Source organism: Thalassobacterium maritimum (assembly GCF_031127805.1).
Lineage (GTDB): Bacteria > Verrucomicrobiota > Verrucomicrobiia > Opitutales > Coraliomargaritaceae > Thalassobacterium > Thalassobacterium maritimum.
This window is the reverse complement of the sequence record NZ_JARXHW010000011.1, coordinates 1-19,837: the sequence shown is the minus strand read 5'-3', so window position 1 is coordinate 19,837 and position 19,837 is coordinate 1. Positions and strand designations below refer to the sequence as shown.

At 54.6% G+C, this 19,837-nt stretch carries 16 protein-coding genes; 14 read left to right on the top strand and 2 right to left on the bottom strand.

Annotated elements, in window-relative coordinates; translation table 11 throughout:
• Positions 1 to 3: 3 nt before the first annotated feature.
• Positions 4 to 951, bottom strand: a complete 948-nt coding sequence (locus tag QEH52_RS06595) for a type I phosphomannose isomerase catalytic subunit (RefSeq protein ID WP_308949304.1) — start codon at positions 949 to 951, stop codon at positions 4 to 6.
• A 90-nt stretch (positions 952 to 1,041) separates the two neighbouring features.
• Between QEH52_RS06595 and QEH52_RS06590 the strand changes: the two genes are divergently transcribed.
• Positions 1,042 to 3,642 (top strand): DNA translocase FtsK, encoded by a 2,601-nt coding sequence (locus tag QEH52_RS06590; RefSeq protein WP_308949303.1) that lies wholly within the window; start codon positions 1,042 to 1,044, stop codon positions 3,640 to 3,642.
• Between the two features lie 30 nt (positions 3,643 to 3,672).
• Here QEH52_RS06590 and pyrE read toward each other — a convergent pair whose 3' ends face one another.
• The gene (gene pyrE / locus QEH52_RS06585) at positions 3,673 to 4,242 is read right to left on the bottom strand and encodes an orotate phosphoribosyltransferase (RefSeq protein WP_308949302.1); all 570 of its coding nucleotides are present in this window, start codon (positions 4,240 to 4,242) and stop codon (positions 3,673 to 3,675) included.
• A 93-nt stretch (positions 4,243 to 4,335) separates the two neighbouring features.
• On the opposite strand from pyrE, the gene QEH52_RS06580 reads away from it, so the two are divergent.
• The 13 genes from QEH52_RS06580 to QEH52_RS06520 form a co-directional block, all read left to right on the top strand.
• Positions 4,336 to 5,484, top strand: coding sequence for an LptF/LptG family permease (locus QEH52_RS06580; protein WP_308949301.1), 1,149 nt, complete (start codon positions 4,336 to 4,338; stop codon positions 5,482 to 5,484).
• 7 nt (positions 5,485 to 5,491) lie between these two features.
• Entirely contained in the window at positions 5,492 to 6,904 is a 1,413-nt protein-coding gene (gene pabB / locus QEH52_RS06575; protein ID WP_308949300.1) for an aminodeoxychorismate synthase component I, read from the top strand.
• Positions 6,886 to 7,704, top strand: coding sequence for an aminotransferase class IV (locus QEH52_RS06570; RefSeq protein ID WP_308949299.1), 819 nt, complete (start codon positions 6,886 to 6,888; stop codon positions 7,702 to 7,704). The genes pabB and QEH52_RS06570 overlap by 19 nt, the downstream gene beginning before the upstream one ends.
• A gap of 72 nt (positions 7,705 to 7,776) precedes the next feature.
• Complete coding sequence (locus tag QEH52_RS06565) at positions 7,777 to 7,872, top strand: AURKAIP1/COX24 domain-containing protein (RefSeq protein WP_155417653.1); 96 nt, start codon at positions 7,777 to 7,779, stop codon at positions 7,870 to 7,872.
• A gap of 323 nt (positions 7,873 to 8,195) precedes the next feature.
• The gene (locus tag QEH52_RS06560) at positions 8,196 to 9,632 is read left to right on the top strand and encodes a DUF3375 family protein (protein ID WP_308949298.1); all 1,437 of its coding nucleotides are present in this window, start codon (positions 8,196 to 8,198) and stop codon (positions 9,630 to 9,632) included.
• Entirely contained in the window at positions 9,629 to 10,297 is a 669-nt protein-coding gene (locus QEH52_RS06555) for a DUF4194 domain-containing protein (RefSeq protein ID WP_308949297.1), read from the top strand. The genes QEH52_RS06560 and QEH52_RS06555 overlap by 4 nt, the downstream gene beginning before the upstream one ends.
• Before the next feature lie 2 nt (positions 10,298 to 10,299).
• Positions 10,300 to 13,734, top strand: a complete 3,435-nt coding sequence (locus tag QEH52_RS06550) for an ATP-binding protein (protein WP_308949296.1) — start codon at positions 10,300 to 10,302, stop codon at positions 13,732 to 13,734.
• A 94-nt stretch (positions 13,735 to 13,828) separates the two neighbouring features.
• The gene (tyrS, locus tag QEH52_RS06545; protein ID WP_308949295.1) at positions 13,829 to 15,010 is read left to right on the top strand and encodes a tyrosine--tRNA ligase; all 1,182 of its coding nucleotides are present in this window, start codon (positions 13,829 to 13,831) and stop codon (positions 15,008 to 15,010) included.
• 112 nt (positions 15,011 to 15,122) lie between these two features.
• Positions 15,123 to 16,145: a rod shape-determining protein gene (locus tag QEH52_RS06540; protein WP_308949294.1), complete on the top strand. Its 1,023-nt coding sequence runs from the start codon at positions 15,123 to 15,125 to the stop codon at positions 16,143 to 16,145.
• A gap of 9 nt (positions 16,146 to 16,154) precedes the next feature.
• Complete coding sequence (gene mreC / locus QEH52_RS06535; protein ID WP_308949293.1) at positions 16,155 to 17,006, top strand: rod shape-determining protein MreC; 852 nt, start codon at positions 16,155 to 16,157, stop codon at positions 17,004 to 17,006.
• Positions 16,996 to 17,526, top strand: a complete 531-nt coding sequence (gene mreD, locus QEH52_RS06530) for a rod shape-determining protein MreD (RefSeq protein WP_308949292.1) — start codon at positions 16,996 to 16,998, stop codon at positions 17,524 to 17,526. The genes mreC and mreD overlap by 11 nt, the downstream gene beginning before the upstream one ends.
• Entirely contained in the window at positions 17,523 to 19,475 is a 1,953-nt protein-coding gene (gene mrdA, locus QEH52_RS06525; RefSeq protein ID WP_308949291.1) for a penicillin-binding protein 2, read from the top strand. The genes mreD and mrdA overlap by 4 nt, the downstream gene beginning before the upstream one ends.
• Before the next feature lie 105 nt (positions 19,476 to 19,580).
• Positions 19,581 to 19,837, top strand: a 257-nt coding sequence (locus QEH52_RS06520) for a transposase (RefSeq protein ID WP_308949290.1), incomplete at its 3' end; no start/stop codon positions are given.

The window sequence follows — 19,837 nt, the reverse complement described above, 5'->3', positions numbered from 1 at the left end:
TTGTTAAAATTGATCTGTTACGAGTAGCGTGGTGGGCTCCTCTGCGCTTAGGCTGACACCCGTCACATAGGGCTGCAGGTAATTGCTGCCTTTACTCAGTATGGCGCCGCTGTGGCGGTCGCTCAGCTTGCCGCTGACGACGTGGATTAAACGTGCACCTTCACCCGCGGGCAGTTCGAGTGCTTCGTCACCCGCTTGAAGTTCGAATTTACGAATGCGGAATTCCTTGCAGTCAGCTAAGGTTTGCGTGCCAGGCACGATCTTGAGTGTTTCTGGTTCGTAGTCATCAAAATCGATCGATTTGAGTGATTCTTCGATGTGCAATTGGCGCGGTGCGCCGTCCAGACCTACGCGGCCCCAGTCATAGACGCGGTAAGTGGTGTCGGAGTTTTGTTGGATCTCTAGGATCAGATTACCAGCGTCGATCGCGTGCATGCGGCCGCTTTCGACTAAGATGGAGTCACCCGCTTTGACGGGGAAGCGGTGCACGCAGTCTTCTGCTTGGTTATCTGCCAGCGCTTGAGTGAATTGCTCGCGAGTCACGCCATTTTTGAGGCCGACGATCAAGGAGGCCCCTTCGTCGCACTCCGCGATGTACCAGTTCTCGGTCTTGGGCTCGCCACCTAGTGAGGGGGCGATTTCGGCGGGCGGGTGAACTTGTAGCGAGAGTCGATCTTGGCAATCCAGCCATTTGATCAAAATGGGGAAGGGCTGCGAGCCGTCGCGTCCTGGGCCTAGGATTTCGGAGGCCGAGCTTTCGAGTAGTTCGCGAATGCTTTTGCCGGCTTGCGTTCCTGAGGCGACGACGGATTGTTCACCTTTGCGGTCGACTAGTTCCCAGCTCTCGCCAATTACCTTACCTTCGGGGAGTGTGCGGCCGAGTTTGGCTTCGAGGCCGCGACCGCCCCAAACGCGTTCCATATACAGTGGAGTAAATGTCAGTAATTCCATAACACTGTTTCTTGCTGGATTTCCCAGAGAATGCGATACTCAATCGAATCTTGTTATTCACGCATCTGCGTTTAATTTCCCTCCCCTTACATGGCACGAAAAGCAAAGAAAAAAGTCGTAAAGAAAAAAGTGGTTTCTCAGCCACGTAAAGCACGCTCACGCCCAGTGCTGGGATTGTTGCTATTTACTATTGCCGCACTGGTCGCTGTTTCGGTCTTTGACTATAACACCGAGCAATATAATGCGACTAATCCGACCGACCCGAACTTAGTCGGTCTGTTTGGGAGCTATGTCGGCTTCTTTGGTTTTCATTTCCTTGGTGTCGCGGTGCTCTTAGTGCCACTTTTCTTACTCTGGTTTGGCGTGCGTCTGCTGGTGCAGCAAGAGCATGGCAAGCGTTTGCTGACTGGAATCGCCTCGCCATTGGCTGTCTTTTGCGTGTCTGGACTGATTGCGATGATGCGCCCCGCTAGCAGCACTGCGGGCAGTTTGTTTGAGAACCAACTCTCGAATGGCTTTGGTGGAGTTGTGGGTGAATTTATTGGGCCCGTGGTCTTGGAACCCTACATTGGCCCCTTTGGCGCGTTTTTGATCTTATTGATGGGCTTCATCATTGGCTCCTTGTTGGTGTTTACGGACAATCTCGGCCATTTTTTCGAGTATTTGCAAACGCGCTACCGCGAATTTTTAGAGAACCGTGCCGTGTCCAAAGAGGTGCGCAAAGCGCGTAAAGCAGAGCGTGCTGAGGCCAAACGTGTCGCCAAGGAGGAAGCCGCACAGGCCAAAGCCCAAGCTAAAGAAGAGGCCGCGGCGGCTAAAGCACGGGCGAAAGAGGACGCAGCGGCCGCCAAAAAAGAAAAAAAATCGGCCAAGCCTGCCAAGCAGGCGGCGAAGGCAGTTGTTGATACGGACGACGATGACGACGAAGAAGAGCTTCCCGATGATGGGCGTAAACCTTCCTTGCTCAGCAGCGCGCCGACTCCTTTGGCGGCGAGCAGTGTGGCAGCTGCGGCACCTAAGAAGAAAAAACTCATGCCTAAGCCGCCCGAGCCTGAGCCAGAGCCCGAGCCCAAGAAGCCAGCACTCGACCCTGCCACGATTAAGATCATCAGCGGCGAGAAAACCGAGAAAGCTGTGGCCAGTATTCCTGAGCGCCGCGGGGACTATGTATTCCCTCCGTTGAGCCTGCTCTCCGAGGCCCCCGATGCGAGCACGATCGCACCCGAAGACCACGCGGGCACCATGAGTGCCCTCGTGCGCACACTCGACGAGTTCGGTGTGAAGGTCATACCCGGGGAGATTCATACCGGGCCGGTGATCACTCGCTATGAAGTCACACCTGCGCCTGGCGTGCGTGTGGAAAAGATTGTGAATCTTGATAAGAACATCGCGCTTGGCCTCAAGGCCATGTCGGTGCGTATCCTTGCACCCGTCCCAGGCAAGGGCACCGTCGGCATCGAGGTGCCCAATCGCATCTCGCTGGCGGTGTGCATGCGCGACATCGTGGAGTCCAAGGCTTGGGCGGATGCCGATGCCGAGATTCCGGTCGTGCTTGGTAAGGATGTCACTGGTAAGCCCATGGTCACCGATTTGACTAAGATGCCGCACGTCCTGATTGCCGGTTCGACTGGTTCGGGTAAGACGGTGTGCATTAACGCCATTATCGCATCGCTACTCTATCACTCGGGCCCCGAAGATCTGCGCTTTATCATGGTCGATCCAAAAGTGGTGGAAATGCAGATGTATAATGCGCTGCCTCATATGTTGATCCCAGTCGTCACCGAGGCGAAGAAGGTGCCGGGCGCACTCAAATGGTTGATCGCCGAGATGGAGCACCGTTACCAGATCTTCGCTAAGACCAATGTGCGCAACATCGCTGGCTTCAATGCCAAGATTGCCAAGGATAAGGAAGAGCAAGCTAAGGCCGAGGCCATGGATGCAGACATGAGCCCCGAAGAGCGCGCGGCCCTGCAAAACATGGAGGTGCCCCGCGATGACGACGCTTTCGAGATCCCTCGTAAGAAGTTGCCCTATATCGTTTGCGTGATCGACGAGCTTGCTGACCTGATGATGGTCGCCCCTGCCGATATCGAGACCTGCATCGCCCGTATCGCACAGCTGGCTCGTGCCGCTGGGATTCACTTGATCCTTGCGACCCAACGTCCTTCGGTGAACGTGATTACCGGTGTGATTAAGGCCAACTTGCCGAGCCGCATTTCCTTCAAGGTCGCCTCTAAGATCGACAGTCGCACCATCCTCGATGGCGGCGGAGCCGAAGCCCTGATTGGTAAGGGGGACATGCTCTTCATTCCTCCAGGCACTTCCAACCTGGTGCGTGCCCAAGGTGCTTTCGTTTCCGACGACGAGATCAACGCCATCGTCGAGTTCCTCCAAGAGAAGAACGATCCGCCTCAGTTTGCGGAAGATGTGCAGAAGCAAATCGACGCCGGCGGCGACGATGGTGCTGGTGGCGACGACGGCGGCCCGACTGATGGCGACGAGCTTTTGCCCGACGCCATCGATGTGCTGCGTAGCACCAAACGTGCGTCCACCTCCATGTTGCAACGCCGCTTAAGGATCGGTTATAACCGCGCTGCCCGCTTGATGGAAGAGCTGGAAGAGCGCGGCATCGTCGGTCCAGAGAACGGCTCCAGCCCCCGCGAGATTATGGTCGATCTGGACGCGATGTAAGTCGCGATCCGCGGAGATGTTACGCGGTGCTTAACTGCCTGGCTTGATGGCTTCGCTGTCTTGCAGCTCCGGAGGAAGCTTATCGGCTTCGTAGGTGGGGAAGCTGAGCTCGGCCAGACTGTGGTGGGGCACGTCAAAGCGGGTCTTGCCTTGGCTGCGGTCTACGATCACGCCGACCGCGACGGGCTCGGCTCCGTGCGCGCGGCATTGTTCCAGTGCTTCGACCACGCGGCCACCGCGGGTGATCACGTCTTCGACGATCAAAACCTTTTCGCCCGGCTCAAATTTGAAATTGCGGCGTAGTGCCAGTTTGTCGTCCACTTTTTCGAGGAAGACAAAGCGCAGGCCCAGTTGGCGTGCCACTTCTTGTCCGATCACCAGGCCGCCCATCGCGGGGCCCACCACGGTGGTGGCGCCGTATTCTTTGAGCATCGGCACCATAATTTCGGCCAGACGAGTGACTTTATCCATATATTGGCAGACTTGGGCGCACTGAAAGAAGTGTGCGCTATGTAGCCCCGAGCGGAGGAGGAAGTGGCCTTCAAGTAGGGCGCCGCTGTCTTTAAAAATCTGGATAACTTCGTCGTTTTGAGTACTCATGCGGCGCAGTGTGCGCTTGATGGGCGTAGTGACAAGCTTCCAGCTTGTCGAATTTTGTTGGACGACCCGCTGGAAGCTTGTCACTACGTTGATATGCTTAATTTGCTACATCGCCATATACTTAAAGAGATCCTGGTCGCCACTGGCTTGGCTATGGGGCTCTTTATTTTTGTGCTGCTGGTGGGGAATGCGCTGCGCGATGTGGCTGAATTGGTGGTCGCAGGGAAGTTAGACTTCTGGGTCTTTCTTAAAGTTCTGGGCCTACTGATCCCTTATGTGGCCTCCTTTGCGCTGCCGCTGGGGATGTTGACCGGCACTTTGATTGCATTGGGGCGCTTGTCGTCGCAGCGGGAAATTACCGCGATGAAGTCGGCGGGGCTGAGTTTATACCAGATTGCGGCCCCGGTTTTTTTGATCGCTTGCCTGGGCATGGTGGTCGCGGTGGTGGTGAATTTACATTATGCGCCACAGTCACGTGTCGAGCGGAAGGCGCTGATGGCGAGTGCGCTCACGGACAATCCTGTCGGCTTCATCGAGGAGCGCCGCTTTATTCACGAGTTTCCTGGTTACGTGATCTATATGGGAGGGCGCGATGGCTCGATCATGAAGGATTTTTGGATTTGGGAGCTGGATAGCCAGCAGCGTGTCACCTTATTCCTGCGCGCAGCGGAGGGGGAGTTGCAGTACGATGAGGTGAATAAAGATCTGATTCTTACGCTTAAAAATGGCACCGCCGAACAGCGGGATGTAGATAATCCCGAAGCCTTCGGCGGAGAAATGCCGGACTCTTTATTTTTCGGTGAACTGCCGATCGCTCTGCCATTGGATCAATTGTTTGGTGAGAGTGATCGTAAGCGCAAGGTGCGCACTAAGGAGATGACTTTTGCCCAGCTGATGGAACGGCGGCAGGCCGAGCTGGACAAGGAAGCCGAGACCGGGGAGGGGATGACGGAGGAACGGCTGAAGGTACAGATGCACATTCAGAAAAATTTTGCTTTGGCATTTTCAGTCTTTTCCTTGGCGGTTTTTGGAGTGCCACTGGCGATTCAAGTGGGGCGTAAGGAAACGTATGCCAACCTTGGTATCGCGCTGGTGATCGCCATGAGCTACTACTTTTTGATCATCATGGTCAGTTGGTTGGAAGACCTGCCCGCATTGCGTCCGGATCTATTGATCTGGTTGCCAAATATAATTTTTCAAAGCATTGGCTTTTGGATGATCCGTCGGGCGAGCCGCCACTAATTTAAGGATGAAAGTCCTCGAAATCCAGAATCCACCCTCGGTGGAAGCGCTCGTGGAGTGCTTCGGACGGCAGCCGCTGTCCTTTGTCTTGGATAGTGCGCAGTCCAATGATGGCTTGGGGGCCTGGAGTTTTTTTGGCTCAGATCCCTTTCAAACGGTTACCGGAGATCTGGAGGATTTGCGTCAGGCGATGCAGGCCTATCCATTGGAATCGCATCCAGAGATTCCATTCACCGGGGGAGCGGTCGGTTACCTGAGTTACGATTATGGCCGGCGCTTAGAGCGCGTGCCCTGCCTCGCACAAGATGACCGCTCGATTCCCGATATGTCCTTTGCCCTCTACGATGGTGTGGCGGCACTCAATCACCAGAGCGGAATGCTGTATTTGATCGGGCATGATGTTCACATGGCTGCGGACGCGGTGATTGAGCGCCTGCGGTCAATCGTAGGGGCGCGACTTGTCACGCCCGCATCAGAGTCAGCTCGCGTCAGCTCCGAGTCGCTTCCGTTTTGCCAAACTGCGGCGGGCGTCACCAGTGAAGCCCCTACCACGGGCGCCTCGGCGGCCATGCCTGCCCGCCGAGGCGCTTGGCAATGGAACTTTTCAAAGGCCGATTTCTGCACTGCGGTGCAGCGTGTGCGTGACTATATTGCCAGCGGCGACGTGTATCAGGTGAATCTCTCCCAGCGCGCCCGTTGCACCTTCGAGGGTGACAGCATTGCACTGTATCAAGCGCTCCGCCGCGGCAATCCCGCTCCTTACGGGGCCTATCTGGACCTGGGTGACTGGCAGCTCATTTCCACTTCGCCGGAGCAGTTTTTGCAAAAGCGCGGTCGTGCGCTGGAGACGCGGCCGATTAAGGGCACCCGCCCGCGTGGTGCGAGCGCAGAAGAGGACTTGCAGCAAGCGGCCGCTCTGCGTGCTTCAGAAAAGGACCGAGCGGAGTTGTTAATGATCGTCGATCTCGAGCGTAATGATCTGGGGCGTATCGCGGAATTCGGGTCGGTGCAGGTTGAAGGATTGTATCAGTTGGAGCATTATGCGCGTGTCATTCATCAGACTGCGCGCGTCAAGGCCAGGCTCAGAGAGGGCAAGGATGTCTACGATGCCTTGGCGGCGCTTTTCCCCGGTGGCTCTATCACCGGCGCGCCCAAAGTGCGTGCGATGGAGATTATCGAAGCGCTCGAGCCCACTCGACGTGGCGCCTATTGCGGCTCCATCGGCTACATCGGCTTCGATGGCGATGCCGAGTTTAATATCGCCATCCGCAGTTTGCACCTGAAAGCGGGGCAACTCGATTATCAAGTGGGCGGCGGGATCGTATGGGACTCACAGCCAGAGGCCGAATACCAAGAAACCTTAGATAAAGCCCGCGCCATTCGCGAGGCGATCGATCAATTATGCCAGACATCGTCATAATTCCGCCCACTGAGTGTGTGATGCTCGCGCCAACTGCGCCCGGCTTTGCACATGGCTTCGGGCTTTTCGAAACCATGCGTTACGACGCGGGCCGTCTCTATTTTTGGCAGGACCACTGGGCTCGCCTGGCACGCTCTGCGCGGCATTTCGCGCTCAAGCTTCCGCCCGAGATTGCGGTGCAGGATGCCTTGCGCGAGCTTGTCACCAGCACAGCCATCGAGAGCGGCACCCTGAAGCTCTCACTGCTCAAAGCTGCCTCGGGCACATGTCTCTATGTCTACGCGCGTCCCCCGTTGCCTACGCCGAAAGGGCGGCGCCTGCAGCTCGATACCACTTGCCCGATCTTTTCGCGTTCACTTTTGGCAGGACATAAAACGCACAATTACATGGAGGCGATGCACCTGCTTGCCCGTGCGCGTGCACAGGGCTATTACGATGTGCTGCGCACGGATGACGCCGGTCAGATCGCCGAAACCACTACAGCGAACTTCTTTTTCGTCAAAGACGGCCGTCTATACACCCCTTCGCTGGTGTCTGGTATTTTGCCCGGTGTGACCCGGGCTGCCCTGCTGCGTGCTCCCGAGCTCGCGGTGGTTGAGGGCCACGTCGCCCCGGAGGTCTTGCTGGGAGCCGAGGCTGCCTTCGTGACCAACGCCAGTAATGGCATCGAAGTGATGGACGGTATCGATGGTCTGGCTTTAGGGCAAACTGTGGATTGCATAGCTGATTGTGCGGAGCTGGAAGCGGCCAAGTCAGTGCTGGTACGGGCTCAAGACGAATGCGCGCATCAACTCATTTGAAAAAACGCTTTACACTAGGCAGCTTTTCTGGCTCTTTTGCTCGTTTCCACTAATTTCAACAGCAATTTACACATGGGTAACCTCAAGAAAAAACGCCGTCTCAAGATGAACAACCACAAACGTCGCAAGCGTTTGAAGTCCAATCGCCACAAGAAGCGCACTTGGTAATTTGGTAATTTGGTAATTTGGTAATTTGGTAATTACTTGCTAATCAATTTCTACAAACGGCTCTCCCTTTAAGGAGAGTCGTTTTTTTGTGCGTCGAGCTGGCGTGAGTAACCGGAAATCAGACGTGACTGGCGTCACATCGCTACGTGCGAGGTTTAGTTTTAAATGGGGTAGCGAACTCGCGCTAGCGAGGTCTTGTGCGTTGCGTGGGCACGTCGAGCTGGTGTGACCAACCGACAGTCTATCGACATGGCTACTGGAGATCGTTTATCTTCGCATCGCTACAGATTGACAGCTTAGCGACTCTTCAACTTTCTGATGCGATGTCTTCGATTTTCGATCCCTATTTTGCCAAGAGCCCGACGCTGAAATTGCTGCGGAGCCCGAGCGCTTGCTTTGTTTTGGGCTTTTTCTACGTAAGTTTTAAGGAAGAAGGGCTGACGCAAATCCCGGAAGAAGACTTGGAGGCGCTCTTGGATCGGCATTTGCAGGACGCGCGTGCAGCGGACCCGGATGCTATGCCGCGTGATGCGAGGTTTTATTTAAATCAGTGGTGCGAGGAGAGTCATCGTCTCTTACAGAAGCGTTTCGTGGAGGCGCAAAATAGCTATGTGTACCAACTCACGCAGTTCAGCGAAAAGGCACTGGCCTGGGTGGAGGACTTGCGGCGGGTGGATCGCCGTGGCTATACCACCTCGGATTCACGTTTTACCCGCATCGTCTCGGAGTTGCGCCGCATCGAGCGCGAGACCAATTCAAACCCAGAGGCCCGGCGCAAGGAGTTGCTGAAGCAGCGTGCTGAAATTGATGCCGAGCTGCAGCAGATCCAGGAAACGGGAAAAGTCGAAACTCTCGATTCAACGGCCGTCAAAGATGCGCTGCACGATCTGGAAAGCGACATTGACGAATTCTTGAGCGACTTTCGCTCGATTGAAGAAACCTTTCGCGAGCAGGCGCGTGATATTCAGAATTTGTATTTGGAGCAGCAACTTTCTAAGGGCGACTTGGTGGCCCACGTGTTGGACGCCGACGAGGCGCTGCGCAATCGGGATCAGGGGCGCAGCTACTTCGGCTTTCGCGAGTCGATCACCTCGGTCGAAAACCGCGAGGAGTTGCTGGCCTTGGCTAAACGCGCCGCCGACCTGGCGCAAGCGCACGACTTAGATGCGCATGTGTTTCAACAATTGCCGAAGCGTCTCTATGATGAGGTCTCGAGTGTGTCTGGTATTTACCGTCGTATCTCGGGCCAGTTGCGGCGTGTGGTGGAGGAGCAGACTTCGCAGCAAACACGCTATTTGATGGAATTGTTGGGGGAGGTGCGCTCTTTGGCCAATGCTTGTGGCGATTTGCCCGCTGAGCAAGCGCTACATCATTGGGAAGACCCCGTCCGCTTTAATAACTTTATGGAGGTCGGCACCTGGGAAGCGCCGGAGTCCACGCGGTTCGACGGGATCGATCCCGACGATGCGACGAGTGTGGATTCGCTGAAAGATGCGCTGGGCCGCATTGGCAAACCGTTGAATTTACCGAAATACCGCAAGCGGCTGAGCGAAGTCTTAGAAGCGCAAGCACAGGTGAGCCTGCGTGAGTTGGTGGAGCGCTATCCGGTGGAATCAGGCATTGTGGATGTGGTCGCCTATGTCGCGGTCGCGGGCGAAGCGCCGCAGAACGTCTTTTATCCCGAAACCATTCAGATCGATCTAAAGCGCGAGGTCCAACCGCGCTATGCCGAACTTGAGAAAATCGTCTTTATAAAATGAATCCGTCCGTCATCACTATCCGCCACGTCATCGTTCAATTGGTTCGTGGGCCCATCTATCAAGAAGAGACTGAGTCGTGGACTCGTTTGCTGCGCGATCGTCAGCAAGTAGAATCGCATTTCCAGCTGATGGGCCTGGACCTCGTCGTGGATGAGGACGCGGGCTACGCCTTTCTGCGCAATGAAGATAGCAATGAGGAGGAGGAGCTGCCGGAGGGCCACGAGGGTGAAGCGCCGCTACCACGTCTGATGCGTCGCACACCTTTGTCTTTTCTGCCCACTGTGCTGTTGACGGAGTTACGGGAGCGTCTGTTGCGGCACGATCAATCGACCGATGGCACGGACTATCTTTACCTTGAGTTCAAAGATATTCTGGAGTTCATGCGCCCCTATTGTGGCGAAAGTGGCAATGAGCAAAAGATTGAGAAAAAGATTAAAGCGGCGGTCTCACGATTGCTTGAGTTGTCAGCTTTGCGCTATGTTTCTAACCGCAATGAGGTCATTTATCGAGTGGAGCCTATTCTGCGCGCCAAACTGCCCGTCGATCAGATCGAGGCGATTCGCAATCGTTTAAAAGCGCACTTGGAGCAAGAGGATGCCTCCGAGGATCGGGACGAAGCTACCCCCGCCGAAAGCGAGATTGAAGAAACAGAGGAGGACGCATAGGTATGAATCACGAACCACAAGCTACACTAGAATTCGCACCCGACCGTTCCACGGCCGGCTTTCGTTTACATCAATTCTCAGTTCTGAACTGGGGGACCTTTCATGGGCGCGTGCACAGCTTCGCCCCCGATGGTCGTACCAGTCTCTTGAGTGGCGGTAATGGTGCGGGTAAATCGACCCTGGCCGATGCGGTGCTCACGATCCTAATTGATAGCCGCAAGCGAAACTATAATCAGGCCTCTGCCGGTGGTGGTGAGCGTAAGCAAAAGAAAGAGCGTAACGAAAAAGACTACGTGCTCGGCACCTATTCGGAAGAGCATGATCAGGACCGCGGCTACGGACGGCCCAAACAGTTGCGCAAGGCCGGCGAATCTGTCACTGTCCTATTGGCTCATTTTTATAACGAAACTTATCAGCAGGATGTGACACTGGCGCAAGTGCTGTGGCTCACCCCGGCGAAGAAGTTGGAGCGCGCCTATGTGGTGGCGAAAAAGAAATTGACGATCGAGGGCGATTTTAAGGATTTGGGCAGCCCTTCGGAGGTGCGCCAAAAACTTAAAGAGCGGGCCTTGGAGCCCTTGGACACCTTTACGCTCTACTCGCAACGCTTTCATGAAGCGCTCTACTTGTCGGCGGATAAGAATCCGATGGATATATTTAATCAGGCGGTGTGCATTAAGGACATCAGTAACCTGACCAGTTTCATTCGCGAATACATGCTGGATGACGGCGGCGTACCCAAAAAGCTGGAAGAATTACGCAACAACTTCGAGGAGCTACGTCGCACTTACGAACGCATCGAACGTGAGAAGAAACGCCTCGATCGCCTCAACGAAATTCACCGCCTCAACAGCATGGTACAGGCTCAAGAGGAGCAGGTCGACCATTGGACCGGTTGCATTGAGGCGGCACCGCTCTTTTTTGCGGAGACTGAAATGAAATTTCGCGTCGCCGATGCTGAAGGGATCGAGCGCGAGCTCGTGAAGACGCGTGCTGAGGAAACCTCCGAAAGCTTAAAGGTCGAGGCTCAACAAGAGCGTATCCAGCAGCTCACCATTGCGATTGAGTCCAGTGAGACCGGCCGTCGCTTGCAGCAAATTAAGGCCGAACTCACACAGTTAGAACAACAAATTAAGCCGCTCCAAGCTCGTTATAAACAGTTCATCGCACGCGCTGAAAAGTGGCGCACGGGCATCGTCTGCCAGGCGGAAACCGACTTTGTTGAGCTTCTGACGGACGCTGATAAGGATGCGGAAAGATTGGCCAAGCTCGCCAAAAAACTGGGGAAGCAATTTGACCAGCAGAGTGCGACTCTAAAAGAACTCACCTTGCAGCAAAAGCAGATTAGCGAAGAAATTCGTGGTTTGCAGGAGCGGGAAGGCAACATCGACAGTAAGTTTATACGGCTGCGTGATGGCATCGCCAAAGCGCTCAAGGTTAGCTCGAAGGAACTTCCGTTTGTGGGAGAGCTGGTGCAAATCAAAGAGAGCGAAGTGATTTGGACCGGCGCGATCGAGCGCTTGGTGCACGGCTTTGCCCTCTGTGTGTTGGTGCCGGGGCGCTTGCGCAAAAAGATGGACGCTTATGTGCACCGCACCAACCTGCGAGGCTTGTTGGTGTATCACGTGGTGGAGGGCGAAGCACGCTCTGTAAATCCGCATCTGCAGCCGGGCGCCGTGGCGACTAAGCTAGAGATTCATACGGATGCTGGAGAGTTTGATCGCTGGCTATCTTCTGAACTTAGTTATCGTTACGACCACCTTTGCTGTGAAGCAGCGGATGAGTTGTTCAATCGCGCCAAGACGGCCATCACACTCGGTGGTTTGACGAAGCAACGTGGCTCCGAGCGCCGGAAGGACGATCGTCACGATATCACTGACCGTAGCCGCGATGTCTTGGGTTGGGATAATTCGACCAAGATTAAAGCACTGCAAGCGCGTCATGCCGAGCAAGCGCTCAAGCATAGTGAGCTGGCTGAGAGTGTGCGTAAGCTAGGCAACGAAAAATCGGGAGTCGATAACGCCTTACAGGCTGCCAAATCCTTGCCGGATATTGCGAGTGATTGGGCTGCCGTGGATCACTTTAGTCTGGTTCTCATGCAGGATGAGCTGAAGCATGAACAGCAGCGGCTCGAATCCAGTTCGGATGAGCAGAGCAGTTTACAAGCTCAAGTCGAAGAGGCGAAGGTGGCCAAGCTCAGTGCAATGGAGAGAAGTCAAAATGCGCGCGAACGCCTGGGCGGGTTGAAGGCGCGTCAGGAGCAAAACGAGCATGCTCTACAAGTCTGCCAGAGCATTATTGATCTGGCGAACGAGAGTCCGGAGCAAATGCAGATCATGCAAGAGCGCTTGCCCGCGGTAAAGAAGTTACTCGAAATCCCGCCCACCAGTGTGGCGGCCTTGCAAACTGCGAAGTCGCAAGTTAATAGTGAGCTAGAGCGCAAGCGCAATGAGGCGAATCGCAAGCGCAATGATGCGGGCAATACCGCGAAGCTGGAAATTCAACGCTTCCTCGATGAGGTGAAAAACGAAGAGCCCAAGCTACACGACGAGCTCTATACCGATGGGCTCGCGGTCCCCGGTTATAGCCAGACCTTGTTTGCTCCATTTGAGTCCTTACGACTTCGGATCGAAGGGGAGGACCTTCCGAAAAACCAGAAGCGTTTCAATCGATTGCTCCAGACTAATTTGATCGAAGATGTTTCGAGCTTTGATGGTCTGCTCAGTCAGCATGCGGAAAGTATCAAGAATCGCATACAGGATCTGAATCTGCACCTGAAAGAAGTCGACTTTGATCGCAACAAGCGCACTTACATCCAGTTGGTGCCCGAGCGGACAGATGACGATAAGCAGAAGCGCTTCCGCGCCTTGCGGCAGTACGCTTTAGAGAATATCACTCAAGGGGAGAACTCCGACCAGGAGCGCTCCGAACGATTCAAACGGGTGCGTCACTTGCTCGATGAATTAAGTAAAGATGAGAAATGGACCCAGCAAGTGATCGATGTTCGCAATTGGTTTAACTTTCGGGCCGACGAATTCTATCGCGAGACCGATGTCAGCTTTCAGTGCTATTCCGGCGCATCGGGTAAGTCGGGCGGTGAAAAGAACCGCCTAGCTTCCACCATTCTCGCCACCGCGATCGCCTATCAATACGGCATTTCATTGAACAACGAGCAACAGACCGAAACCTTCCGTTTGGTTGTGGTGGATGAAATGTTCAGTAAGACCGACGATGAGTTTTCGACCTATTTGCTAGAGTTGTTTAAGCAGTTTAGCCTGCAGCTCATCATCGTGCAGCCCTTGGACTCCAAGGTGCACCTCGTGCAAAAATATGTCGAACGCTACCACATCGTCACTCGGCCCAATGTGCATTCAGAAATCCATAATCTCAATGTCCACGAATACAAACAGTTGATGGACGAAGTCGAGGATTCATGACCTTCGTTGAATCCGTCTAAGTCCGTGTATACCCGCTTTTATCCTTTACGGGAGCGGGGATGCGCTCAGTTTAAGGTATTCTTCCTAAATTCTTATGAGCTTAATTGATATTATCCGTAGCAACACCGACACGATTATCGGCGCAACAGAACTCGAAGACCGCCTGCATGGTAGCAAGCCCTTACGCGTTAAGTTAGGCGTGGACCCGACGCGCCCGGATCTGACTTTTGGCCACCTCGTGGTCTTCAATAAGCTCCGCCAGTTTCAAGACTTAGGGCACGAGGCGCTGCTGATCATTGGTGACTTTACCACTTTGATTGGTGACCCTTCCGGACGCTCCAGCACACGCCCTGTTTTGACGAAGGAAGAAATTATTGAAAACGCACAAAGCTATTTGGACCAGGCTTTTAAGATTCTGGACGAGGAGAAAACGACAGTTTTTTACAACAGCGAGTGGTTCGACAAAATGAGCTTTGAGGACAGCCTGAAGCTCTCTCGTAAAATGACGGTCGCTCGCATGCTGGAACGCGACGACTTCGCAAAACGTTACGCCAGCCAAGCGCCGATCTCGATCATCGAGTTCCTCTACCCGCTCATTCAGGGCTACGATTCGCTTGTGCTCAATGCCGACGTTGAACTCGGCGGTACCGACCAGTTGTTTAACATGTTGGTCGGTCGCGCCCTGCAGAAGGATGCCGGCAAGCAAGAACAAGCGGTCATCACCATGCCACTATTGGTCGGGCTCGACGGAACGAAGAAGATGTCGAAGAGCGCGGATAATTACATCGCGTTCACCGACAGCCCCAAGGAGATGTTCGGTAAGATCATGTCGATCCCCGACGATACGATGTGGACCTACTACCAATTGCTCTTAGAATTGCCCGAAGATAAAATTGCCAACCTCAAGAAGGGACACCCCATGGATGCTAAAAAGCACTTGGCTTCCTCGCTGGTCGGGCAATTTCACTCGATGCAGGCTGGCAAGCACGAGTTGGAGCAATTTGAGCAGGTCTTTTCCAAGAATAAATTACCCGATGACATGCCCACCTTTACCTGGAGCGATTTACTCGGCGATGCCACCAGCGCCCCGCTTTTCGAGGTGATGGCGCAGTCTGAGCTCTTCGAGAGTAAGGGCGCGATCCGACGTCTGGTGAAGCAGGGCGGTGTCAAAATTGACGGCGAAAAACAAAGCGATCCCAATCGCGAAGTGACCCCTCCTAGCGGTGAGCAGATCTTCCAAGCTGGCAAGCGCATCTTTTTCAAGCTCATCGGGTAGGGGGAAACATCTGCTTCGCTCGCGGTAATCAGTTGACTTTCAAATGCTTTCATAGAAAAAGGGGTTTATTCTCTGATCAGTCAGCGCAGCGCTATTTAACATCCATCTTATTGTGTTAGGATTCCTCTCCAACGATATCGGCATCGACCTTGGCACCGCCAATACTCTAGTTTTCGCTAAAGAAAAAGGTATTGTTCTACGCGAACCCAGCGTGGTGGCCATCTACTCGTCCACCAAGAAGGTATGCGCCGTGGGTGCGGAAGCCAAAAAAATGCTGGGCCGCACCCCAGGTAATATTACCGCAATTCGTCCCATGAAGGACGGTGTGATTGCCGATTTTGAGATTACCGAGGCCATGCTGCGGTATTTTATCAATAAGGTAAATAAGAAGAAGACTTTCGTCGCGCCCCGCATCGTGGTGGCCGTGCCCTCCGGGATTACAGAAGTGGAACGCCGTGCGGTTAAAGATTCAGCCATTCGGGCAGGTGCGCGCGATGTCGTGCTGCTCGAAGAGCCGATGGCAGCGGCCATTGGCGTCGGCTTACCCATCGATGAGCCCGCGGCCAACATGATTGTCGATATCGGCGGGGGCACCACCGAGGTGGCCATTATTTCACTCGCAGGTGTGGTCTATACCAAGAGTATCCGTGTCGGCGGCGATGAGATTGACAGCGCGATTGTTAACTACATGAAGCGCGCGTATAATTTGATGATTGGTGAGCGCACTGCCGAAGAGATTAAGATTAAGGTCGGCTCTGCATTCCCCTTAGAGGAAGAAATTTCGATGGAAGTGCGCGGTCGCGACTCCGTGGCCGGCCTGCCCAAGACCATTACCATCACTTCTCAGGAAATTCGCGACGCCTTGTCCGATACCATTTCCGCGATCGTGGACCTCGTGCGTAATGCACTCGAGCGCTGCCCCCCAGAGCTTTCTGCCGACTTGGTGGACCGTGGCTTCTTCCTCGCTGGTGGCGGTGCCATGATTAAGGGACTCGATCAGCAGCTCAGCGATGCCACGGGCTTGCCGGTGGTGATTGCCGAAGACCCACTCAGTGCGGTTGCCAATGGCACTGGTTTGGTCCTGGACGAACTGGCCTTTCTTCTGAAAGACCTCACGGGAGCCCCCAAAAACTAGCGCGGCGCCGTGGCGAATCACCGCCTCGATAAGATCAAGCCGTTGGTCGCCTTAGGCGTCTTTCTTGTTGCTTGGTGGGTCATACCAACCGCGTTTAAGTCCTTTCTACGCGTCAGTTTTTCTGAGTTTCAAGCGCCCGCCTGGGTGGCGACCTCCTACCTCGATGACCTCGAAGGCTTCTGGGCCCGTCGCAGTCACTCCAAGGTAGAATTGATCGAAGCAGGCAGAGAGGTTGCGCGCGCGAAATCGCTCTACCAGTTCAATGCCCAGCGCAACGAAACCCTCGAAAATGAAATCCAACGCTTGGAAGCTATTTTAAAGCTGCCCAGTCGACGGGAATTTCGCTACGAGGTCGCGCGCGTCATCCGTCGTGACCTAAACGCTTGGTGGCAACAGATCATAATTCGCAAGGGACAAGACTATCAGATTCCCGTCGGGGCAGCAGTCGTCTTTTATGGAGGCGTGGTTGGGCGTGTAGTGGAGGTGAACGCCTTTACCAGTCGCGTTGAGTTAATTAGTAGTCCCAATTTTCGCATGGCGGCGAACTTCGAGGGCGACGAGCGCCCCGTCGTTTATCAAGGCGTTGCCCAAACCGGCTTCGGCTCTCCGACCGGTGTTGTGCGTGATGCACCGCAAGACATGGTCGCCAGCACCCAAATGCCACTTAAACTCGTCTCCACTCGCTTGGGGGGCACCTTCCCCCCAGGTCTATTGATCGGGCGAGTGAATTGGCTTCAACCTGGCAGCACGGGCATCTTTCAAACTGGCACCGTGGAATTGCACTCGAGCTTACTCAGCTTGCATGAGGTCGCCGTGTTGATCCCGCTTTATCCCATCGATCTAGATTCTGATGCTCCTTGATCCGCGTGCCATACTCATGTTCGGGGCGAATGCGCTTTTGCTCTATTTGACCATGCTGGTTAACTCGGCACTGGCGAGTTGGTCGATCTATCTGCTGATCCTAGGGCCGATGCTCGTCTTTCCAGCCCTATATTTGCGCCATCAGTCCTATTTTATCTGCACTTTGTTCACCGGACTGTGGGTCGATGCGGCATTGCCATCAAGCTTTGGGTTATTCACCGTCGGCTTTCTCTTCGCGGGCGCCTTTGTTTTTCAAATGAGGATACGTTTTCGAGCAGAGCATAACTACCATCCCATTATGCTGGCACATGGATTGAACCTTTTTGCGCTACTACTGGTCACAGTGGCTATGGGGTATACTCACTTTTCCAGTCTAGGCTTTTGGGTGCATGTGCTTGTGACCAGTCTCTGTTCTCATTTAGCGCTCTTGTTGGTAGCTCCGTGGTTTTTCAATTTTGAGCGTATGCTCTTCGCGCTCTGTCGTCTCGATACGGAACCTGAGGATTTTCCCACCCTATGAGCGGCTACGATTTTCATCGCGGCGAAAATCCGCGTATTCTCTTTTTCTTTTGGATCGTCATGGCAGCCGGTGTGACGCTCCTGGTCGGCTTAGGCTGGCGGCAACTTGTCGCCTATCAGAAATATGAGGAAATCGAGAAACGCCAAACCGAGCGCCGTATTTTGAAGCCCGGGCCCCGCGGCGATATCTACGATCGCAAGGGCAATCTCCTCGTCGGCAATCGTCCGCAGTATTCGGCCGTCGTCTACCTGGATGACCTGCGGCGCGAATTTCGTAGCGAGTATTCCAAAATAATTCGAGCCGAGCGCGAAGCACTCCGTGAGGCCTACGAGCAGACACCTGAATCGGAGCGAGAAGACTCTCAACTAACCCCGAACTACAACGATCTGCAGTGGCGTGCGCGCCAAAATGTAATTCAGCGCTATATCGATCAGATCAACCACATCACCGGTCGCGACGATACTCTCTCTCTGCGTAAGATCATTCGTCATTTTAACGAACAGCTCCTGCTGCCCCTGCCCCTCGTCGAAGATCTCAATGCCGATCAATACGCCCGCCTGATTGAGCAAGTGCCCGTTAAATCAGCCATTCAAATTCATACCGATACCGCACGCTATTATCCCTACGGCGTTGCTGCAGCCCATACACTCGGCTATGTGCAAAACGTGAATCCCGATCCCGAAGAGATTCCCGACGATGGGATCAAAACATTCACTTTTAAAACCAAGCGGGGGAAGACCGGCCTCGAACGCCATTTCAATGACCTTCTGTCCGGGGAAACCGGCACTGAAATCTGGCGTGTTGATCCACTCGGCTTTCAAGACTCCAGATTAGAGATGAAGGCGCCGCAACAAGGAGAGGACCTGATCACCAGCATTGATATCGATCTTCAGCTCGCGGCCGAAGTGGCCCTCGGCGAACGCCGTGGCGCGGCCGTCGCGCTCGATATCCATTCCGGCGAGGTGCTGGCCATCGCCAGCCACCCCAGCTATGACCTCAACGACCTCAGCCCATTCATTCCACGCAGCACATTTGACGAAATCAACGAACGTGGTGCATGGCTCAATCGCGCCGTTCAACTTTCCTATCCTCCAGGCTCCACCTTCAAGTTAATCACCTCCATCGCTGGCATGCGCCATGGCAGCATCACAGCCGATACTCAGCACGACTGCCAAGGTCTCTATCGCTTAGGCAATCGAATCTTTCGCTGCAATGCGCGCTACGGGCACGGCATCGTTGACCTCGCCGCCGCCGTCGAGGCCAGTTGCAACGTGTATTATTATGCCGAAGGCCTCGATATGGGCATCGACGTATTAAGCGCCGAAGCCAAGCGCTTCGGACTCGATCAAAAGACAAACATCGAGATCCCCTTCGAGACCAGCCGCCTCGTCGTGCCCAGTAAAGAGTGGAAACGTGAGCAAATTGGCTCCGGTTGGGTGCCCGGAGATACCGCCAACACCGCGATCGGGCAAGGCTTTCTACTCGTGACTCCCCTACAAATGGCGACAGTGATTGCATCGATTGCTCGCGACGAAACCCGCACGCGACCCACCCTGCGTGCCTTAACCAACGAAGAGGCTCAGCAGGTGGACCATGGCGGCGAGCCGATCGGTCTCACGCCGCAGCAACACGACGCCCTATGGGAAGGTATGGAACGCGTCGTCGGCAAGGACGGCACCGGGCGCCTCGTGCAAATTGACGGACTCCGGATTGCGGGCAAGACTGGCACCGCCGATTTCCGTGCCCATGGCAAAGGCGTCAACCTCGCATGGTTTGTCGGCTTCGCTCCCGTGGAGAATCCACAGATCGCGGTCGCCGTCATGGTCGAAGGCACCAATGACAGCGAGCGCTACCACGGCGGATCCACCGCCGGCCCCGTCGCCAAAGACATCTTCCTAGAATTCATCGAGCACTACCCCGAGCGCGCAGGTTTCGCCAGCGCCCGCTAGCCCCAAACACACTCCCTCTACTACGCACAAACACCCACAATAAATTAACCAGGCTATAAGAAATAGGTTGAGTTTATGTGAGAAGAGGTTCATCTTGAGGGGAGAATGAAGGTTCGTCGTAAAAAGGTTCATGGGCAGGATGCGGTTTATCATTGCATGACGCGAGTGGTGAATGGGGAGCGCTTGTTCCAGGATCGTGAGAAGGAGATGCTGCGTAAGATGATCTGGCAGGTGGCGGATTTTTGCGGGGTGCAGGTGCTGACCTACTGTGTGATGTCGAATCACTTTCACGTGCTCTTGCGTGTGCCGGATCGTCAGCAGGTGGATGATGCTGAATTGATGCGCCGCTATCAGGTGCTGTA

What these genes read in the sequence shown, in the direction of transcription:
- QEH52_RS06560 (WP_308949298.1), top strand. Translation starts at nt 8,196, where the DNA reads ATGTCTTCGATTTTCGATCCCTATTTTGCCAAGAGCCCGACGCTGAAA.
- pyrE (WP_308949302.1), bottom strand. Translation starts at nt 4,242, where the DNA reads ATGAGTACTCAAAACGACGAAGTTATCCAGATTTTTAAAGACAGCGGC.
- QEH52_RS06570 (WP_308949299.1), top strand. Translation starts at nt 6,886, where the DNA reads ATGCCAGACATCGTCATAATTCCGCCCACTGAGTGTGTGATGCTCGCG.
- mrdA (WP_308949291.1), top strand. Translation starts at nt 17,523, where the DNA reads ATGAGCGGCTACGATTTTCATCGCGGCGAAAATCCGCGTATTCTCTTT.
- mreD (WP_308949292.1), top strand. Translation starts at nt 16,996, where the DNA reads ATGCTCCTTGATCCGCGTGCCATACTCATGTTCGGGGCGAATGCGCTT.
- QEH52_RS06555 (WP_308949297.1), top strand. Translation starts at nt 9,629, where the DNA reads ATGAATCCGTCCGTCATCACTATCCGCCACGTCATCGTTCAATTGGTT.
- QEH52_RS06580 (WP_308949301.1), top strand. Translation starts at nt 4,336, where the DNA reads ATGCTTAATTTGCTACATCGCCATATACTTAAAGAGATCCTGGTCGCC.
- pabB (WP_308949300.1), top strand. Translation starts at nt 5,492, where the DNA reads ATGAAAGTCCTCGAAATCCAGAATCCACCCTCGGTGGAAGCGCTCGTG.
- QEH52_RS06595 (WP_308949304.1), bottom strand. Translation starts at nt 951, where the DNA reads ATGGAATTACTGACATTTACTCCACTGTATATGGAACGCGTTTGGGGC.
- QEH52_RS06550 (WP_308949296.1), top strand. Translation starts at nt 10,300, where the DNA reads ATGAATCACGAACCACAAGCTACACTAGAATTCGCACCCGACCGTTCC.
- tyrS (WP_308949295.1), top strand. Translation starts at nt 13,829, where the DNA reads ATGAGCTTAATTGATATTATCCGTAGCAACACCGACACGATTATCGGC.
- QEH52_RS06565 (WP_155417653.1), top strand. Translation starts at nt 7,777, where the DNA reads ATGGGTAACCTCAAGAAAAAACGCCGTCTCAAGATGAACAACCACAAA.
- QEH52_RS06590 (WP_308949303.1), top strand. Translation starts at nt 1,042, where the DNA reads ATGGCACGAAAAGCAAAGAAAAAAGTCGTAAAGAAAAAAGTGGTTTCT.